17 protein-coding genes are annotated in these 18892 nt (G+C 41.4%); 9 read left to right on the top strand and 8 right to left on the bottom strand.

All coding sequences use genetic code 11. The features are described 5' to 3' along the window. Positions 1 to 26: 26 nt before the first annotated feature. Both VF06_RS11800 and VF06_RS11795 read left to right on the top strand, forming a co-directional pair. A complete protein-coding gene (locus VF06_RS11800; protein ID WP_099066481.1) occupies positions 27 to 524 on the top strand; it encodes an SH3 domain-containing protein in 498 nt (165 codons plus the stop codon). Positions 525 to 727: 203 nt separating this feature from the next. Beyond that, on the top strand, positions 728 to 2131 hold the full coding sequence (locus tag VF06_RS11795) for a peptidoglycan-binding domain-containing protein (RefSeq protein WP_099066450.1): 1404 nt from the start codon (positions 728 to 730) through the stop codon (positions 2129 to 2131). Between the two features lie 45 nt (positions 2132 to 2176). Here the strand turns inward: VF06_RS11795 and sbcC are convergent, their stop codons facing one another. The 3 genes from sbcC to VF06_RS11780 form a co-directional block, all read right to left on the bottom strand. Beyond that, positions 2177 to 5203 carry an exonuclease subunit SbcC gene (gene sbcC / locus VF06_RS11790; RefSeq protein WP_099066451.1) on the bottom strand — a complete coding sequence of 1009 codons (3027 nt, stop codon included), beginning with the start codon at positions 5201 to 5203 and terminating at the stop codon, positions 2177 to 2179. Between the two features lie 415 nt (positions 5204 to 5618). Continuing rightward, on the bottom strand, positions 5619 to 5879 hold the full coding sequence (locus VF06_RS11785) for a type II toxin-antitoxin system RelE family toxin (RefSeq protein WP_099066452.1): 261 nt from the start codon (positions 5877 to 5879) through the stop codon (positions 5619 to 5621). Then, positions 5876 to 6073, bottom strand: a complete 198-nt coding sequence (locus VF06_RS11780; protein ID WP_099066453.1) for a DUF2281 domain-containing protein — start codon at positions 6071 to 6073, stop codon at positions 5876 to 5878. Before VF06_RS11780 ends, VF06_RS11785 begins: the two co-directional genes overlap by 4 nt. A gap of 768 nt (positions 6074 to 6841) precedes the next feature. On the opposite strand from VF06_RS11780, the gene VF06_RS11775 reads away from it, so the two are divergent. Then, complete coding sequence (locus VF06_RS11775) at positions 6842 to 7807, top strand: class I SAM-dependent methyltransferase (protein ID WP_099066454.1); 966 nt, start codon at positions 6842 to 6844, stop codon at positions 7805 to 7807. 193 nt (positions 7808 to 8000) lie between these two features. Here VF06_RS11775 and VF06_RS11770 read toward each other — a convergent pair whose 3' ends face one another. Both VF06_RS11770 and VF06_RS11765 read right to left on the bottom strand, forming a co-directional pair. Further along, on the bottom strand, positions 8001 to 8279 hold the full coding sequence (locus VF06_RS11770; RefSeq protein WP_099066455.1) for a hypothetical protein: 279 nt from the start codon (positions 8277 to 8279) through the stop codon (positions 8001 to 8003). 2 nt (positions 8280 to 8281) lie between these two features. Beyond that, positions 8282 to 8461, bottom strand: a complete 180-nt coding sequence (locus VF06_RS11765; protein WP_096534951.1) for a hypothetical protein — start codon at positions 8459 to 8461, stop codon at positions 8282 to 8284. A 499-nt stretch (positions 8462 to 8960) separates the two neighbouring features. Between VF06_RS11765 and VF06_RS11760 the strand changes: the two genes are divergently transcribed. Then, positions 8961 to 9644, top strand: coding sequence for a conjugal transfer protein TrbI (locus tag VF06_RS11760; protein ID WP_099066456.1), 684 nt, complete (start codon positions 8961 to 8963; stop codon positions 9642 to 9644). A gap of 459 nt (positions 9645 to 10103) precedes the next feature. Further along, entirely contained in the window at positions 10104 to 11345 is a 1242-nt protein-coding gene (locus VF06_RS11755) for an S-layer homology domain-containing protein (protein ID WP_099066457.1), read from the top strand. A gap of 135 nt (positions 11346 to 11480) precedes the next feature. On the opposite strand, the gene VF06_RS11750 is transcribed toward VF06_RS11755, so the two are convergent. Further along, the gene (locus tag VF06_RS11750) at positions 11481 to 12812 is read right to left on the bottom strand and encodes a GAF domain-containing sensor histidine kinase (RefSeq protein ID WP_099066458.1); all 1332 of its coding nucleotides are present in this window, start codon (positions 12810 to 12812) and stop codon (positions 11481 to 11483) included. 286 nt (positions 12813 to 13098) lie between these two features. On the opposite strand from VF06_RS11750, the gene VF06_RS11745 reads away from it, so the two are divergent. Further along, positions 13099 to 13416 (top strand): DUF3155 domain-containing protein, encoded by a 318-nt coding sequence (locus VF06_RS11745; protein ID WP_096534956.1) that lies wholly within the window; start codon positions 13099 to 13101, stop codon positions 13414 to 13416. A 451-nt stretch (positions 13417 to 13867) separates the two neighbouring features. Here the strand turns inward: VF06_RS11745 and VF06_RS11740 are convergent, their stop codons facing one another. Then, positions 13868 to 14398, bottom strand: coding sequence for a cofactor assembly of complex C subunit B (locus VF06_RS11740; protein WP_099066459.1), 531 nt, complete (start codon positions 14396 to 14398; stop codon positions 13868 to 13870). A 49-nt stretch (positions 14399 to 14447) separates the two neighbouring features. Further along, positions 14448 to 14798, bottom strand: a complete 351-nt coding sequence (locus tag VF06_RS11735; protein WP_099066460.1) for a PadR family transcriptional regulator — start codon at positions 14796 to 14798, stop codon at positions 14448 to 14450. Positions 14799 to 15438: 640 nt separating this feature from the next. Between VF06_RS11735 and VF06_RS11730 the strand changes: the two genes are divergently transcribed. The 3 genes from VF06_RS11730 (at position 15439) to rseP (ending at position 18873) form a co-directional block, all read left to right on the top strand. Further along, positions 15439 to 16014, top strand: a complete 576-nt coding sequence (locus VF06_RS11730; protein ID WP_099066461.1) for a DUF3611 family protein — start codon at positions 15439 to 15441, stop codon at positions 16012 to 16014. 289 nt (positions 16015 to 16303) lie between these two features. After that, positions 16304 to 17584: a serine--tRNA ligase gene (gene serS / locus VF06_RS11725; RefSeq protein ID WP_099066462.1), complete on the top strand. Its 1281-nt coding sequence runs from the start codon at positions 16304 to 16306 to the stop codon at positions 17582 to 17584. A gap of 188 nt (positions 17585 to 17772) precedes the next feature. Next, positions 17773 to 18873, top strand: coding sequence for an RIP metalloprotease RseP (gene rseP, locus VF06_RS11720; protein WP_099066463.1), 1101 nt, complete (start codon positions 17773 to 17775; stop codon positions 18871 to 18873). Positions 18874 to 18892: the final 19 nt, after the last annotated feature.

The following is an 18892-nucleotide window of genomic DNA, read 5'->3' as shown; positions in this document are numbered from 1 at the left end:
GCCCCGTTGATAATCAGGTATTAATTATGTTGTCTGGCTTATTAAAGTATATACTTGGGATTTTCTTAGCGATCGCTGTATTAGTTGGTGGCGGTGTTGCAGTTGCACTTTATTTCATGAATCGCACCGGCATACCCCCTGCCAAACCGATTTTCTCCAATGATAGCCCCTCCGTGAAAGCCCAAGCTCCAAAAGCAACTGACCCCACCCCCACACCCACCTCCACTAAATCACCTTCTGGCGCAACCCCTACACCCACCCCCACTGAATCACCCCAAGCTACCCCATCCCCAACACCATTGCCATCAGGAGCTTACCGAGGGCGTGTTACTTGGGCTGAAGGCTTAAGTTTGCGGGCACAACCCAATCAAGATGGCGAACGTATTGGTGGCGTTGGTTTTAATCAGAAAATTATTGTCTTGGAAGAAAGCGAAGATAAAGCTTGGCAAAAAATCCGTTTAGAAGATAGCGGACAAGAAGGTTGGGTGAAAGCAGGTAATACTGAAAAAACAGATGGACAATAAGTATTGGGCATTGGGCATGGGGCATTGGGCATGGGGCACAAAAGGCTCCAGGGGCAGAGGGGAGATGAGTTTTTCGCCAGCTCCCCAGCCTCCCCAGCCTCCTCACCTCCCCATACAAATTAGTTGTAAAGAATCATACAAAAAATAAATATTATACAGAGATAATGGTATAATTTTGTATGGTCATAACTTGAGAAAAACAAGTGGAAGTAGGGGTAGATGGCTCTTTAAGTGAGCTAGCCTCAGCCTTTGAGGCATCCGAAAGTATCAAGGTTGTTCGTCTGCCAGTTATTTTAAAATTTTTAAATTGGGAAAATTTACCTAGTTCTGCTGCAATGCATCTGTTGTCTGTGGCGTTGACTATGGGAATTCTTAGTGTTGCCGGGGAAGTTTTAGCACTTCAGAAAATTGGCACTAACGGTTCCCAAGTGGCTAATAGCCAAAGATGTTTAAAAAAGTTAGGCTACTTTAAAGGGCCCGTCACGGGCAAGTTTGCTACTTTGACTGAAAATGCTGTCATCAAATTTCAGCAAGCTAATAGATTACCTGCGGTTGGGTTTATAGGCCCTAGTACTCAAAAAGCGTTGCAAAGAGCGTGTCAGAGTCAAGCTTCTAGTAGGAATGTTAATGGAAATTCAGCATCGGCAGTAAATCAATATCCTACCCTTTCTCAAGGTAGCACTGGTGCAGCGGTGACCAAGTTGCAACAGCGTCTCCAACAGCGCGGTTATTTTAATGCTAATCCTACAGGAAATTTTGGGCGCATCACTAAAGATGCTGTGATTGCATTCCAGCGTAATGCAGGGATATCTACCACTGGAATTGTCGGTGGCCAAACTTGGAGAGCGTTACTAGGTTCTTCTCAGGCTCCAGCTAAATCGAGTTTTTCCACTCAACAAATCAGAGAACTACAACAGGGTTTACGACAATTAGGTTATTTTAAAGCTAATCCCACTGGAACTAGTGGCCCAATTACTAGAGAAGCCATTACCAAATTCCAACAAGACTATAAACTACCTGTAAACGGCCAAGCCAATACCCAAGCTTTAGTAGCAGTACGTAGAGCCTTGGCTGGAGGATATGCTACTCAACAACCAGCAAGAAATTATCTCACGGTTGGCGATCGCTCAGATAATGTCAGATTAGTGCAAAATCGTTTATGGCAACTGGGCTTTTTTAATGCCAATGCTGATGGCTATTTCAGCGATTACACCAGAAACTCTGTAATGGCATTCCAGCAATCTTTTGGACTCAATTCCACTGGAAATGTAGATTGGCAAACTTGGGAAGCATTAGGATTGAATAATGCAAATGCCAGCAATTATACTGAAACTAATCGCTATTTAGTACCCGTGACTAATGGCTATTTATCACCTGAAACTCACAGCAACATCTTAGCTGGCAACAATGGCTATAAAGTTATCGTGCCAATATTCAGTAATGATACTTTAAGTAAAGTGCAACAGTATATACCTCATGCTGTGACAGAGCAATCGAGTTTGGGGGATTATGTGAATGCTGGAGCATTTAGCGATCGCGCCGAAGCAGAAAGGGTGACGAAAATGCTCCGCTCCTACGGTGTAGATGCAAGAGTAAAATACAATTGAGCAAGAATTCAGAATTCACAATCAAGGGCATAGGGAGTCAACCAATTAAATTGACAAACTCAATTGTGAACCTTGCTGAGTTTTATTCACCTCAATCCTAGCTTGGAAAGCTTCTTTGAGTTGGGGCATATGGGTGACCGTGAGAATGCATTTAAAATCAGAAGCGATGGCATTAATGGCTGCAACTAAGCGATCGCATCCTTCAGCATCCTGTGTACCAAAACCTTCATCCACAATTAACAACTGTAACGCCGCTCCCGCCCGTTGGGCTAATAATTTCGCCAAAGCTAAACGAATAGCAAAGTTAATTCTAAAAGCTTCCCCACCAGAATAAGTTTCATAAGCCCGCGTTCCTCTGGAATCGGCGATTAAAATATCCAAGGTGTCTATTAACTTGGCATTTTTCTTAGTTGATTTACCGTTGCGTCCAGCTTTTTGAGTAATAAATTGTACGTGAAATTGATTGGCGCTCAAACGCGAAAGTAATTGATTTGTCTCGGCTTCCAGTTGCGGTAAGACATTTTCAATCATCAGTGTTTGGATGCCATTTTTACCAAAAGCCTGGGCTAACTCCTGATAAACACGCTGTTCGCGTTTGCAAGATTGTAATTGTTTGTGCTGTTGTTCGTGTTGAATTTGCAGGGTTTCCAGGTGATGTGCCAACTGTTCTAAACGTCCCAACTTAGAAATTTGTTCGTCTAGTTGGCGTCTGCGTATTGCTAGTTGCTGCTCTAGGGCTTGAATTTGGATAGATGGGTTGGCTGTTGCTTGTAGTTGTTCGATGATACTTTCGATTTGAGTGGCAAGTTTTTGTCGCTCGGTAATTCTAACGCCTCTGGAGTCTTCTAATTCTTGCAATCTCGTCTGGAGTTGGGGATATTGTTGCTGGGCTGCTAAAAGTTGTTGATAGCGCAAATGCCAAGATTGAGCTTGCTTGACAGCCAGACGGATGTTGTTATGCACCTCCAAACTGTAGCCAATTTCAATGATGTGACGTTCTAAAGCCGCAATTTGTTTGGCACATTCAGAATTAATTTGTTCTTGGTGAATTCTGGCTTGCAATTCGGCAATGGTAGCTAGCAGTTCTGGTTTTCGGGCTGCTAGCTGGGCTTGTCGCTTGATGGCGTCTTTAATCTGGCTTTGTTTAATTTCTGCCCAGCGCCAACGCTCGACTTCGCTGCGAGCTAGGGCGTGGTCTTGCTCATTATAATTGGCTTGTTGCAGATATTGGTCTAATTTTTGCAGTTGGGCTTGTTGTGCGGGAGCGTAATCACCAGCTTGTAGCGATCGCTCTAGATGTTGTTTTTCAGCAGCAATTTGTTCTAATTGCTCTTGAACATCAACTGTGGCTTCTAATTGTGCTGCTAATTGTCCTCTTTGTTCGCGCAAACCGTCATAAATCGCTAATTGCTGGGATATTTCCCGATATTCTTGCCTTAATACTTGAATTTCTCTATCTGACACAGCCATTTGTTCCCGCACCACCCAAAACTGTCCTTGAGTATCATCCAACTCAGTTTGGGTTTTTTCTACTACACGGCTCCAATGATGTTCGTCTAAAGGACGTTCGCATAACGGACAAAGAGCATTGGGATTTTGCAGCATTTGGAGTTTTTGCTCTAATTCTCCCAGCAGTTTTTCATAATCCCGTTGGTGAGCTTGCAGACGTTCAATAAAGTGACGCCTTTCTTGGCCTTTTTCCTGGACTCGTTGCAGATAAACCCGCTTTTTATCCAGTTCTTCAATTTGGATTGCCACATCCATCACCGCTTGTTGTAATTGCGGTTGGCGTCGTTGCTGGCGTTGCAATTGGTTTTCTGTATTTTGCAGTTGTTCGAGGCGCGCTACCAAGCCGGCATGAGTCCTATCTAATTGGCTTTGTAAAGCTGCACGTTGTTGCAACAAAGGAGTCACCTGCATTTGCAATTCATCTAAATGAGCGAGATGGTGACGTGCTGCGCCCAGTTGCGACAAAGCAGCTTCAACTTCACCTGATTTGGTGAGAGTTTGCTGAATTTCTCGCTCTTGTTGTTGCAAAGCTTCGAGTTGGGCTTGGGCTTGTTGCAGTTGGCGTTCGATTTCCTGAATTTGTTTAGTAAGTTGTTGTTGCTTTTGTTGGCGAGTCTGCCCAGCGCGGGTGTATTGTTCAAATTTGGCGCTCATCGCTTCTTCTTGAGATTGCAAGCTTTGATATTGAGCGTATCCACCTCTAATTTCGGCTTCTTGATGCAAAATTGTTTCGATGTCTGATAGCTGACTTCCAACTGTTAACTGTTCTTGTTGGAGGCGATCGCAGTCTTGGTTAAGATTTTGATATTGCTGCTTGACAAAGTTCAGTTGTTGTTCCCAGTTTTGCCGCTGGTGCTGGATAACTTGCAGACTTTGTAATTGAATATTATCAAAAGCTTGTACTTGTTGTAGTTGATTGAGTTCAGCCTCTAACTGTTCTCTTTGGGCTTCGGTTGTTTTTTGTTGTTGCAGTTGAATTTTGATTGCATCCAAAGAACGCTCTAGTTCCTCCGCCCGTGCTTTAAACTGACGAGAAGATTCCTTTGCCCGTTCTTCTAAATCATTATACTGATTGAGTTTCAACAACTCGGCTAAAATTTCTTTGCGTTCAGTAGGCCGTTTGAGCATGAATTCATCTGCACGACCTTGACGCAGATAGGCAGAATTAATAAAAGTATCGTAATCGAGTTTAATGTGTTCTAAAATTGAATCTTGGGTTGCCCTTACCCCTTTGCCTGTGAGTGGGCGAAACCCGGAAGGCGTTTCTATTTGAAATTCCAGGACGCTACTAGCTCCCCGAATTCGGGTACGAATCACCCGATATGTTTGCTGGTTACTTTGGAAAGTCAAATCAACCCGGACTTCTTTTGCACCAGAATAAATCACATCATCTTCAGCACTGGCGCGGCTTTCACCCCAAACAGCCCAAGTGATTGCTTCTAAAAGAGAAGATTTACCCGCACCGTTAGAACCAGAAATACAAGCCGTATGCAAACCACGAAAATCTAAAGTTGCATCACGGTAACTAAGGAAGTTTTTGAGGATAAGTTGTACTGGGATCATTCACGCTATAGCGCCACATCTACTTTTAATCATTAAGAGTACAGATGCACTGTTTGTTAGTTTAGCTATCTGAATATCAGGTTTCTAGTCCTGAAGACATCAATTTTACAAAAATTTACATTTTCATGAGTGATTTTTTCTTGTTGCATGAAAAATTTTTGCTCTATGCAGAAAAAATTAAACAGTCTTGGAGATTGATAAGGAGATATTATTTCTCGACGTTAGTCCCACGCCACTTGCTTCAATCGAGGGAAACCCGGCAACGCAGAAATTTCTCAAGTCGGGAAACCCGCCCACCGCGCTGCCTTTGCTATGCGTCTCGAAACAAATGTTTTTACCTGCTTCCATAAATAAATAATGCTACGCGATCGCTCTAAGTTCAAAACCCCGAATTTTTAGTTAGATTTTTCGTTGTTCACAATCTATAAATATCTCTACGATGCTTTACTTTGACCACCGTCACTAATAATAAACTATCTTGTATTTCGTAAATGATTCGATATTTTTCTAATCTGACTCTGTATAAATTCTCCGAACCTTCTAATTTTTTCACCCCATCAGGACGAGGCTCAAAAACAAGTTCTTCCAATTTAGCAACCAGTTTTTGTTGAACATCACGGGGTAATTTTTTTATCTGTCTTTTGGCAGCCGGAGCAATTTCTACTTCGTAACTCACAAACCTAATTCTCTTTTGAGTTCACCCAAGGAAATCGTACCAACCTCTTGTGCTTCTTTTAATGCCGCCTTTGCATCTTCTAAATCTTCTTTATCTTCTTTGGCTTTCAAAAAAAGTAAAAAGTCCAGAACCTCGTATATAATTTCTTCTGGTACGTTTTCTATTTCTTCAATTATTTTCTGTTTGGCATTCATAAATTCCGCTTTATGCTTGTTGACTCTATTGTACGATGATGATATTAAAGTCTTGCTAACTCAAGTTAGAAATTGCAATACCTGTGGCGGGCTGCGCCAGCGCACTTCATCATGGAGAACATGCCACTGTAGGTAATGACAAAGACTTACGCAGTTGATCGTGTATGAAAATGGGAAAGCAGTACAAGTCGGGCATTGCCCGCCCAACACATTGGCTTGTGTACACAAACAAACCCGTGAACCTGGGTTAAATTCCGTTAGTCTGCAAAGGCAGACTTCACCTGTATAGGCAAGCCACTGCCCCCTTGCGGTTCAGAAACTTGTACCCCTCCTCTTAAGCAAGCTACGTGCAGCGTTTCCCTTAGGAGAAGCAAGTGCCGCAAATTCTATTCGCCCTGGGTTGCCTGCCCAGTTCACAGGACGGGCGAGATGCCGATTCTACAAGAAATATTGAGATATTTGATTACTTGGAAGTCTCTTACTTGACGAGGTATCAACAGTCCAATATATTTACCTAGAGCAATGAGGAAGTTTAGTATGCGATGGCGATCAATCGCTTAGATAGCAGTAAAAATCAGCACAAATATAGTGCTGAAATGATATCCTGGCGATCGCTTTGTTATTCTCCAAGTTGCTAAACCAGCCATATCATCAGTACCGCTTTGGGTAATTGGTAATTTCTATACCGCAAGCGTTTGCTTTTCGAGAAGCTGGTAAAGTTCTGTTGCGTAAAAATCCAAAAATTTCAAATGCTCAGGCAGTAATCCGATGATTGAAAAAATAGTAAAAGTGATAAAAGGCGAATTATTGCCAGAGGGAGATTATGTTTCACCAGGATTTTCCATTATTCAGCCAGATTCATGTTTTCCGAATATGATTTTAGGAAATCCATATAATAGTTTTTGGTTTTACCTACGGCGGGATATTCCTCACAATTGGTATGTAGACCAACGACAAACTGGTACAGGATTTGTCAGCAGAGATGAAGCCCACATTTTGTATAATACAGCCTTAAAATTTCAAGGTAAAAAAGCTTTAGAAATAGGCTGTTGGATGGGTTGGTCAGCTTGTCATTTAGCTTTGGGAGGAGTGGAATTAGATGTAATCGATCCCATGCTATCCACAGAATTGTTTTACGAAAGCGTCACCGATTCACTCAAGTCAGCCGATGTCAAAGAATCTGTAAATCTCGTACCAGGATATAGCCCCCAAGCAGTAGAAGAGTTAGCAAATAAATATCAATGCAAATGGTCGTTGATATTTATAGATGGCCATCACGAAGCACCAGCGCCACTGGATGATGTCATGATTTGCGAACAATTTGCCGAACCAGATGCTTTAATTTTATTTCATGATTTAGCTTCCCCTGATGTTGGTGAAGGATTGGACTACTTAAAAAACAAAGGGTGGAACACAATGGTGTATCAAACTATGCAAATCATGGGAGTTGCATGGCGGGGGAATGTTGAACCAGTGATACATCAACCAGATCCTAAAATTAACTGGCGCTTACCTCCACATTTACGACACTATTCTGTTAGCGGTTCAGCCCCGACTGTGGCAACAAATAAATTTGGTAAAATCCTCAAATCAATTCGTCCATATACTTTATTGAATCAACCAAAATTATTGTCATTGTATAGTCATGTAGACCAGCTATATTATTATCTTTCTTGGCTGCCACAAATGTTAAAACAAGCGATGACCACAAAGAAATTCCAGGAACCGTACTAAATATCAAATTCCTAGAAAATCTTCATCGGATGGGCACAATTGCCCGTCCTATTATTGTGAAATGGTTAATGAAGATGGCTAGTAATAAACGTAGGTTGGGTTGAATGAAGTGAAACCTAACACTGCGATGTTGGGTTGAGCAACGCGAAACCCAACCTACACTAATGTTGCCATATCTGTCACCTATCTACTTTTATTCCACTTGCTTTTTATCTAATGCTAAATTCTCAGGTAACTGCCAAGAACGCCCTTGACAATAAACATAACCATTGGCTATAGAGATACCAAACATTTGTCGCATGATTCTAGTTGCTTCTTTCCTCTCTTCATCTGTCAAGTAATCCTGACCTTTGAAACCTGCTCGATAATGTCTAGGATTACCACCAGCTTCTACATAACGCTGCTTACCATTTTCTAAAATTTCTTGGAACCTTGCATACTTTTGTTTTTGATCTTCAGTCCAATTTGCCATAATTACAAGTCCCAACTAGTCGGAACAATATCACCATTTTGCAAAATCATAGCAATCGGCAAGACTGGGCTAGGCGTATTTATATACCAATTGCCACTATCTTCATCATAGAACGTATTACCAAGTAAATCTAGGGTAGTCAGTGCGTTAATAATTAAATATTGCGCTTCACTCGGTTCCATCAGGAATTACTCTACAAATTGGCTCTCGCAATTCTAAAGGAAAGAGAAAGTATTTTCCAAGCCCTGGTAAATAATATATAGGAATCTGCTTTGATGTTTGAGCTTACTTGGCTTAGTAGCGAGTAAGTCGTAGGAAATAGGGAATGGAAAAGAAGCTTTTCGAGTTAGAAAAAAGCAAATACAAGTCTTATATAATGGAAGTAATAGTTCGCAATGGCGTTAAGTATCTGGACGTAAGCAATAAAACAAAGTCAGGAAACAATTAAACTAATTTAGCGTCATTAAGAGTATCTTGCCTCCTATTTAGTAACGCAGATTAGGAGAGTAAAAATTCTGACAAGCTCTATCTCCGAACGGCTAAGCCTACGTACATACTTACAGTAAAATAAGTACCATTCCTTTCGGAATATGACTAAAGTAATGTTCAAGAGTCATTTGAAACAAACTCAGTAAACCCTCGTCATTACACATATCACATCACATAAAGGTCAACTCACCTATGACTCGTCTACATCGATGGAAATCTGGAACTGCTGCCCTCATGGCAATGGCCGTGACCACCACTGTTGTTACCCCGATGATTCCTTTTGCCCCTGCTAATGCACAATACAATGTTGGGCAATATGGAGGTGTAACAATTCCTTCTGGAGTAAATCTTCCTGTTAACTACGAAAAAGAAACAATAACTATCGTTCCAGGGGAAAGTAAATCCATAACCTTGAGAATTGCCAGTAACATCACTGATAGAAATAGAAATGTCTTAATTCCCGCTGGTACTAAAGTCATTGGACGCCTAGAACCTGTGGATCTAGATGGTTATTCAAGAGATGATGAGAACAAAGGAAAAGGCGTGCGGTTTGTAGCCCAAGAATTAGAATTTTCTAATGGTCGCCGTCAGTCAATTAATGCTACTTCTCGGACATACACCACAACCCAAAAAGTCACACAAGGGCCTAGCACCGGTCAAGTTTTAACTGATGCAGGTATTGGTGCAGGTGCTGGTCTTTTGGGTTCGCTAATTACTGGAAATAGCAAAGTTGATGATTTAAAACCTGTGATTGGTGCGGCTGCGGGTGCAGGAGCAAGTGTCCTGTTGCGGAAAAAAGAAGTTAATGCCTTCGTTATCAGACCCACACAAGATTTGAGACTGACTCTAAATTCTAACTTAACCGTATACCGCTAATAGGTTTAAGTTGATTTAAGTCGTGAATTTAATCATCACTCAATAGGCGATCGCCACTTTCAATATAGTGTGCGATCGCCTTCATTTTTAACCTCAAAAAATCTATTTCTGTGCAACTATTCTATCTCTGCATCGTCTTAAAAGATATCTAGAGTTTTGGTAATCATTACAGCATAATTCAGCCTCTAGAGCTAAAACCAGCTTTATACCTACCCATCAGACGCATCTTTGTGTAGTTCACCTTCGTTGAAATCTGCTTTATTGAGTAGAGCTAATCAGCAAAAGGCTAATTACTCTATTATCTATTGCTGAGAAATTTGGGTAGGGATTTTTTAATTTTAGTTGTATTTTTCAAATGAATATTTCTGAGAAAAGTTTCAATTAATGGGAACATAAAACTTCACCAATTGTCTAATTAAGTAACAGTAGAAAAAATAAATTTAACGGAGTAAAAAAGCAATGTTTAGTTTAAATCGTTGGCAATCTGGAACAGCTGCACTTATGGCTTTAAGCGTTACAGTTGGAACTGTAGCACCTTTTGTGACAGCTGCACCTTCTTTTGCTCAAACTACTTTTTCTGATGTTTCATCTAATTATTGGGCAGCACCATTTATTCAAGAATTATCACAACGAGGTGTGATTGCGGGATTTCCTGATGGTAGTTTCCGCCCTGAAGAAGCAGTAACACGCGCTCAATTTGCCGCTATGGTGAACAAAGCTTTTCAAAAAGCACAACAGCGATCGCCAATTAGTTTTATTGACGTACCTAGCAACTATTGGGCATACAGCGCCATTGGGCAAGCATATACCATTGGTTTCTTATCAGGATATCCCGGCAATCGCTTTGAACCTAACCAAGCTATTCCCCGCCAACAGGTTTTAGTTGCCCTGGCTAATGGTCTGGAATATACTGCGAGTAGTAATACGGAAAGCACTCTGCAATACTTCAACGATGCTTATAATATTGCTAGCTATGCCCGTAGTCCCATTGCAGCGGCCACCGAGAAGCAAATTGTGGTCAATTATCCAAATGTGAAGTTCCTCAATCCCACTGCAACCGCCACTCGCGCCCAAGTAGCAGCTTTTATTTACCAAGCCTTAGTTAGTACTAATCAAGCCTCAGCAATTAACTCGCCCTACGTCGTAGCTCTTGGGAATACTACCCCCACACCTGTATCTGTGACAATTCCCCAAGGAACTGCTATTCCTGTGAAGTATGACAAGGCAGAAAAAATTCTGGTGACCAAGGATGAAACAGCACCCTTGACACTAACAGTATCGCAAAACGTAGTTACCCAAGAAGGATCTGTGGTGATTCCTGCTGGTAGTCAAGTTATTGGTCAACTCAAACCTGCCACAGGCGGTTCTCAGTTCATTGCTGAAAAACTGGTTTTGACCACAGGTCAAGAATATCAACTAAACGCTACTTCTGAAGTCATTACTAAGACTGAAACCGTAAAAAAGGGTGCTAGTACCGGATCGATTATTCAGAACACTGTCTTGGGCGCAGGAGCCGCCGCTGCGGTGTCTGCTGTCACAGGCGATCGCGCCATTGCCACAGAAGAAGTCTTGGGTGGTGCTGGTATCGGTGCGTTGATTGGTCTATTCTTCGGTAGAAATAGCGTTGACTTAATTGCAATTGACCCAAATACCGATTTACAAATGACCATTAATCAAAACTTGTTGGTTTCACTAAAATAGTGAGGAGTGATGAATTGAAGATAGTTCAAAGTTAAGAGTTAGGAGTGATGAATAACTAATTAAAGCAAGTTTTTAATTGTGAACTTCTAATTCTCAACTCTCAACTCCCAACTCCCAACTCCTAACTCCTAACTCCTAACTCTCAACTTCCGGTAACCAAATAATAAACGTAGTTCCCGGTCTATTGGGTGAAGTTAATTTAGAGTTGATTGCAGGGCTGAAAACTTCGATTTCGCCCTGCATTTGTTCTATTAACTGTTTAGCGATCGCCAACCCCAAACCCGTACCAGGAATTTCTGTTTGCGCTTGCACGCCCCGATAATGACGTTCTCCAAGATGCTTTAAATCTTCGGTTGGAATACCAGGGCCGTTGTCACTGATGACAATTCCTTGAAAATTAGCTTTTTGTTCTCCAGCCTGAATGAGGATTTTACCACCATTAGGAGTGTATTTCAATGCATTATCGATGATGTTATTTAAGACTTCTCTTAATGCCTTGATGTTGGCACGCACTAAGGGTAAATTCTGTTTTAATTCAGTTATTAGTTTTAGCTTACGCTCTTGTGCTATGGCTTTAGCTGATATTAATAATGGTTCTAATATATCTGCTAAGGAGCAGTCTACTGCTTTATCTCCGGTTCCCGGCAATAATAGGGGCGGCTTAGCATCTTTTTGCACAGTTGCTTCTACAAATACTTCATTTTCGGGTAGATGTATTGCTGTTAAATCTGGCTCTGTGAAGTCAATTACTTGCTCAAATTGTTGGAGTAATTCTTGCAGGCGATCGCTTTCTCGCACGATGCTACTTGCTACATCCCGATTAGTATCTCCCGGTCGCAATCGCTTTAATAAAAGTTTACCAAAAGTCCGTAATGCTGTTAATGGATTACGGAACTGATGCAATAAGTTATCTAACAAATCCTGCTGTTTTTCTTGAAGAATTTGTTGTTCGTGGAGTTGGTGTTGTAACCATGCTCGTCGCTGATCTAAAATGCAAGCGATGGCCAGTGTTTGGGCTATGTGTTGAATCTGGCTTTGCTCGTGTTCATTCCATTCTCGGTCTTTTCTAGCAGTTACTAGTAACCCCATCATCACACCTTCATAGACCAAAGGTAAAACAATTTCGTTACCACTGAGTAGATATTCCTCTTGTAAATGAGGTTGAGATGTATCCGGTATTTCAGCTTTTGATCCCGGTGTTAATAGTTTTTGCTGATGATTGGGTAATACATTAGTATTACCAACTTGAAGCTGCTTCGGTAATGTGATGGTGCTTTCTTCTGCTTGCGGTAATAAAGCTGTTTCCGGATAAATCATCACAGGAATCAGTTTTGCCTCACCAGAAGGAGTCTCTACCAATTCTTGTGTTAGGTACACAATACTTAACGTTGCTCCTAGCCCTTGGGCCAGCAGTGCTATTTGCTCTCGGCACAGAGCAAGAAAATCAGAACTGGCAGACATTAACATTTTTAGTTCTTGCTCAAGATTACAAATTTTAAGGCATGATTAAATAAGGATAGTTAGTTTTTACCTCATTCTTTTAATACAGCTTAACTGAAATCTTCTGAGTGATGTTTTCTACCAGCAGATTATTCTCGTTAGCAAGCTTTGTTCGATCCATACCTCCAAAGATATTAATTTTATTGGATCAAAAGTTAAAAAACTATTGATTTTTTGAACTAGAACTTCTATAATGACGACGGATTTTGTAGCTATCACTACAATCTATAGCTTGAAAGAGGAGGACAATAGGTTGGCAAGGAGACGCAAAAGAAAAAGTCGTCGTCGTCAGGAAGGACGGCGTATTCTAGAGCATGTGCCTCAATATAGCATCGAAAGTGGTGAAGAAAAACCTGTGACAGCAGCGAGAAGGTTCATTCAAGCTGAAGGTATTTTGCCACCGGCACTGCTACTCGTAAAGCGAAACGAACACACTACAGACCGATATTTCTGGGCAGAAAAGGGACTGTTTGGTGCCCAATACGTAGAGGAAAACCATTTCTTGTTTCCCAGCCTCAGGACTTTAGAAGCTCCTACAGGTCAAGAAACCCTTGCTTTAACTGCTCGATAAAAAAATGGTCATCTCACGCATTGAATGTGCCCCCTGACTATTAATTAACTGGCAAAGTTGCTAAGTTTATGCAAAATTTAATTTTTTTTTAGTTTGTAGGTGATTTGCCAGTACGCCTACTCTCAGTACTTGAAAAGTAAATATGTGTCAAACCACGCTAGTTTGCATGGCTTGGTACTTGTGTCTAAAAATGCACAAAGGAGTGGATACAGAGCCAAGCGCATTTAAAAGCGCTAGAGGAGTTATGCTCTTATCCGGATAAATTGGAAGATCAGCTCTGTCAAGGAATTGAAATCAATTCAGATTTTTCCGACAACAAAAGTTATCGATAAAATTGGCAAAGCAATAGTTTTGATTTCCTCCTTAGTACTTTTCATTACTTGAAGACTAGGTGATATGGAAAAGGGAACACCTCATAAGTTAAGAGATGGTCATAACAAGCAACAGTTATTTATTCACCAGCCTTTAACTGTAGAGTCCTCCGTAACTCAGTGAGTTCATCTCGATGGGCAACTACAGTAACCTTACTTGAGGAGGTTTGTTCGCTCTGAGTTGTTTCCACCTTGAGCAGCACCTTCTCAAGTCTTCCAGATTTTTTCCAATAAAACACACCACTCAAAGGTGATAGCAGCACCATAGCTAGAATCAACCTACTCAGGCTAGGAAAAAGTAGGTAAACCACCAATGACAGACAAACTATACCAGTAGCTGCCAGTAGGGTGAGGAATATAGCTAAGAACCAGCTAGGACGAACATAACCTTCAAAAGTCACTTGGTTTTGTTCTCGGTCTACCGCTGCCACTCGGTAAGACCGCGATCGAAAATACTCTCTTAATTGAGACATAAAAGTTGCTTCATCTTGTGCGGATACCAAGTGTGCTGTTTCTGTGCGGTCTTTAGTCGAAGCACGAATAAAGAAAAACAGCCCCACCGATAACAACAAGGTGAGTAGCAACGTAGATGGCAGAATAGGAGTATCCATAAGTGATTGTTATTGTTTAACTGGAGGAGACTTATTCATTATCAATGATTTATGACTTTGCTCGTTTGTTGATGTAGTCTTGCCAAAGAAAAGCTAAATTCTGTGCTTGAACTTGCCATTCTGGAGAAACTTGGTACATCCGCCTGGGGCGTCCTCGTCCTTCGAGTTTTTTCCAATATCCATTAATTGCCCTTTCATCTTCCAGAAACTTGATTGCACTGTAAAGTACGGTATCCGAAAGTCGATAGGTAGGATATTCAGTTTCTAATCTTTGGATTAACTCAGTGCCGTAGGATTCACCTTCTAACAAAATAGACAGTATGTAACAAACTGCTAATTCCTGACAAAGGTAAGTTGGCGGAGGATTTTCAAAGAATTGATATATATCCTCAAGTTTCATGGTTGGGGAATGGCTAAAAAAATGCCTTAGGGTAAGGTCTACAATTCTCGTAGTCAGTATATAGTGCTACTCTTAAACGAGTAATATATAAAGCTACTTAAGCTAGATTTGCAAAGCAAAAACACCAAATGATTACCCACGCTTTTGGAGTTGTGGGAGTAGTTCGTGAGTTTTAGGGTTCAGGATATTATGCTCCTACCCAAACTAAATCAGGAATAATGAGGAGGGAACAGACAGTGCCAAAGTCACTGTTTTGGTGTTATCAATGCCGAGTTGATTAGAACTGCTTAAGCAATAAGATGCCATCGAAGAAATTTTACAAGTAAAATGCTATTTTGTCTGTAGAACTTAATAAACACTTTTTTTTACAGTGATTTTCCCAATGTAAATTTTAAAAATTTAAGCTAAAGGATATGTTGAAGTTCAAACTGGCACGTTTGTAAACACACCTGGGTAGTAATTATTAATAATTTTTTAGGCTTGAGATCCTCTTGTACTATCTGGTAAATGTGATAGTAAATTTCTCAAAAAAATTAGGGCATTGGGCATGGGGCATTGGGCATTGGTTTATTCCCCGCGTCCTTGCATCTCCCCATCTCCCTATCTCCCTTAAAAGCACCTAGCACATTGGTGATTTAGTATGTCACAAACTCCCGATGCCCCATCGTCCTCTAATCTCCGGGCAATTGCCCAAACCTTTCGCCTTACAGGTTGGATTAGCTTTTGGATTCAGCTAGTACTAGGTGTTGTTTCTGGCATAATTGTGCTGTTATTTGGCATCTTTAGTCAAAGAGCTGGTAGCCCCAGTAATAATCCTGGCACTGGCTTTGGCGTATTTTTAGCAGTTTGTGGACTGGTGATTTTAGGTGTGGGGATTTACTTAGCTTACCGTTACACTAGAATTGGTAGACAGCTGGAATCCTCCAATCCCAGCAACCGCCCTCGTAAAAGCGAGACTGTAAAAGTATTACGCTTAGGACTGTGGGTGAATTTAGGCGGAACCTTGGTGACTCTTTTGGGGGCGCAGGCCATTGTTGGTACGCTGGTAGCAAGATCCATATCTCCCCAAGCGATAACTACACAATTTTTTGACCCAACTCGAATTATTAGCGGTCTAGATATGCTTGTAGTCCAGGCAAACACTAACACTGTTTCAGCGCATTTTGCAGGACTTGTGGCGTCCCTTTGGCTACTTAATCGCATTAATAGGCCATAGTAAAGATGAGATAAATGCAAAAAATAAGCCAAAAATCTATACTTCTTTTGATGGATTTTGTGAGTAAATTCAAATCTCTTCTTTGTGCTTTTGCGAAATTTTTTAAATACTCAATTTGGATTTGAGATTGGGGATTTTAAATTTGGGATTTTGCTTTTAAATATTTCTCACCCTAGCCAGATTGGCAGGACAAAATTTTTATGTTTGCTTTTCTGTTCATGGCAAGGCAAAATCAGTATATGCTGGGGTGTTGGCAGGAAGATAATAGGCTAAAAACTGAGAAAAATCTGTGCTGGATATCAAGCAAATACGGGAAAATCCGCAATTAGTTCAAGAACGATTGAACAGTCGTAGTGGTAAATACGACATTGAACCGATATTACAGTTAGACCGACAACAACGGGAATTAGAGGGGACACGGAGTCAACTCCAAGCCCGTAGCAATGAAATTGGTAAAATAGTCGGGCAAAAGCTGAAATCTGGTATCAATGCTCAAGACCCAGAAATCCAAGCTTTGCGGGATGAAGGCAATTCTGTCAAAGCTAAATTGAGCGAACTCGAACCCCAGGAAAAAGACCTCAAAGCTGAAATTGCTCAGCTTGTTTTAGCACTTCCCAACTTACCAAGCGACTCTACACCCATTGGCAAGAGTGAAGAAGATAACGTAGAAGTGCGGCGTTGGGGTGATGAGTATATTTCCCAAAATCCGGATATTGTGCCTCATTGGGAAATAGCTGAAAAGCTAGGTATTCTAAATGTTGAGCGAGCTGTGAAAGTTGCTCAAAGTCGGTTTGTGACATTGATAGGTGCTGGCGCTGCACTGGAGAGGGCATTAATTCAATTTATGCTGAGTGTTCATACTCAAGCTGGATATGTGGAAATTAGTCCACCACTGTTGGTGAATACCGACTCCTTGACGGCCACCGGTCAGTTACCCAAGTTTGCCGAAGAAAGCTTTAAATGCGCTGATGACGACTTGTGGCTAATTCCCACAGCCGAAGTTCCAGTTACTAACCTCTATCGGGGCGAAATTCTCACCGCTGAAGATTTGCCTATCTACCACTGTGCTTATACCCCTTGTTTTCGTAGAGAAGCTGGTAGCTATGGGCGCGATATGCGGGGTTTGATTCGCCTGCATCAATTCAATAAAGTGGAACTGGTGAAATTTGTCGAACCCAGCAGTTCTTTTGATGAACTAGAAAAATTGGTGGGGAGTGCAGAATCGATTTTACAGGCTTTGCAACTGCCTTATCGAGTGATGAATCTCAGCACTGGGGATTTGGGATTTGCTTCTGCTAAAACATATGATTTAGAGGTGTGGTTGCCTTCTGCTGGCAAGTATCGTGAAATTTCCAGCTGCTCTAATACTGTAGACTTTCAGGCACGACGGGCGGATATTCGTTTCAAAGAAGTGGGGAAAAAAGGCACCCAATTTGTGCATACTCTCAACGGTTCGGGCTTGGCAGTGGGACGAACGATGGCAGCAATTTTGGAAAATTATCAACAACCTAATGGAACAGTGAAGATACCAAAAGCGCTGCAACCATACTTGGGGCGGGAAGTGCTGTAATTGGGTATGGGGAAAGGGAAAGGGGTAAGGGGAAAAGGGGAGAGATTAAATTTATTCCTTTTCCCTTTTCCCTTTAACCTTTTCCCCTGCCTCAAGAGCCTCCCCTGCTCCCCATGCGCCATGCCCTATGCCCAATGCCCAATTAGAATGGAGATAACCATAGCTTAATATCTTCACTAATTTGCTTTATGTCAGTTTTAGCAGCGATCGCAGTCTTGGCTGTTCTGATCTTGGTACACGAGTTGGGACATTTTGTTGCAGCACGTTCTCAAGGCATTCTCGTTAACCGTTTTTCTTTGGGTTTTGGCCCAGTTCTTTGGAAGTATCAAGGATCGCAAACTGAATATGCTATCCGCGCTTTTCCCTTGGGGGGCTTTGTGGGCTTCCCGGATGATGACCCTGATAGCGATATTCCACCCAATGACCCAAATCTGCTGCGTAACCGTCCAATTTTAGACAGGGCGATCGTTATCAGTGCTGGAGTGATAGCGAATTTAATATTTGCCTACTTAGTACTGGCTCTGCAATTGGGTATTGTGGGTATTCCTGAGAAGTTAAACTATAAACCTGGTGTCATCGTACAACCTATTAATCAAGAATCCATTGCTTACCAAGCAGGTATTCGGGAAGGAGATATTATCACCGCCATCAACGGTCAGGAACTCTCCGCTTCTGATAAATCAACTGCTTTGCTGACAAAGGAAATTCAAACTCATCCCAATCAGCAAATCGAACTCAAAATTCAACGCCAAAATCAACAACAATCCCTGAAATTAACACCAAAACTAGGAGCCGATGGCAAAGGTGTAGTAGGTGTGGCACTTAGCCCAAATGCTACAGCAGTTTATCGTCGTCCTAATAGTCCTTTTGAAATTTTTGGCATTGCCGCTAACAGGTTTCAACAATTATTTGTGGGAACACTCAGCGGTTTTGGCCAGTTAATTACCAATTTTCAACAAACTGTAGGACAAGTTTCGGGCCCAGTTAATATTGTCAAAATCGGGGCACAATTGGCTGCTGATAATAGCACAAATTTGTTATCTTTCGCGGCAATTATTAGCATTAATTTGGCAATTATTAACATTTTGCCTTTACCTGCTTTGGATGGCGGACAACTGGCTTTTCTGTTAATTGAAGGTCTGCGCGGTAGACCTGTGCCTGCTCGAATTCAAGAAGGCGTAATGCAAACGGGTTTAGTGCTACTCTTAGGACTAGGGATTTTTCTGATTGTCAAAGAAACTACCCAATTAACTAGTCAATTAGAGTGGGTACAAAAGTTACTCCAGTAAAAGTAGAAAGTGGAGAATT

This window comes from Nostoc linckia z4 (genome assembly GCF_002608075.1).
Taxonomy (GTDB): Bacteria; Cyanobacteriota; Cyanobacteriia; order Cyanobacteriales; family Nostocaceae; genus Nostoc; species Nostoc linckia.
This window is presented reverse-complemented; position numbering and strand designations above follow the sequence as displayed.

Coding starts and splice junctions, on each gene's coding strand:
- sbcC (WP_099066451.1), bottom strand. CDS start 5,203: ATGATCCCAGTACAACTTATCCTCAAAAACTTCCTTAGTTACCGTGAT.
- VF06_RS11735 (WP_099066460.1), bottom strand. CDS start 14,798: ATGAAACTTGAGGATATATATCAATTCTTTGAAAATCCTCCGCCAACT.
- VF06_RS11780 (WP_099066453.1), bottom strand. CDS start 6,073: ATGAATGCCAAACAGAAAATAATTGAAGAAATAGAAAACGTACCAGAA.
- VF06_RS11750 (WP_099066458.1), bottom strand. CDS start 12,812: ATGTTAATGTCTGCCAGTTCTGATTTTCTTGCTCTGTGCCGAGAGCAA.
- VF06_RS11765 (WP_096534951.1), bottom strand. CDS start 8,461: ATGGAACCGAGTGAAGCGCAATATTTAATTATTAACGCACTGACTACC.
- VF06_RS11770 (WP_099066455.1), bottom strand. CDS start 8,279: ATGGCAAATTGGACTGAAGATCAAAAACAAAAGTATGCAAGGTTCCAA.
- VF06_RS11730 (WP_099066461.1), top strand. CDS start 15,439: ATGTCACAAACTCCCGATGCCCCATCGTCCTCTAATCTCCGGGCAATT.
- VF06_RS11800 (WP_099066481.1), top strand. CDS start 27: ATGTTGTCTGGCTTATTAAAGTATATACTTGGGATTTTCTTAGCGATC.
- VF06_RS11760 (WP_099066456.1), top strand. CDS start 8,961: ATGACTCGTCTACATCGATGGAAATCTGGAACTGCTGCCCTCATGGCA.
- rseP (WP_099066463.1), top strand. CDS start 17,773: ATGTCAGTTTTAGCAGCGATCGCAGTCTTGGCTGTTCTGATCTTGGTA.
- VF06_RS11775 (WP_099066454.1), top strand. CDS start 6,842: ATGATTGAAAAAATAGTAAAAGTGATAAAAGGCGAATTATTGCCAGAG.
- VF06_RS11740 (WP_099066459.1), bottom strand. CDS start 14,398: ATGGATACTCCTATTCTGCCATCTACGTTGCTACTCACCTTGTTGTTA.
- VF06_RS11755 (WP_099066457.1), top strand. CDS start 10,104: ATGTTTAGTTTAAATCGTTGGCAATCTGGAACAGCTGCACTTATGGCT.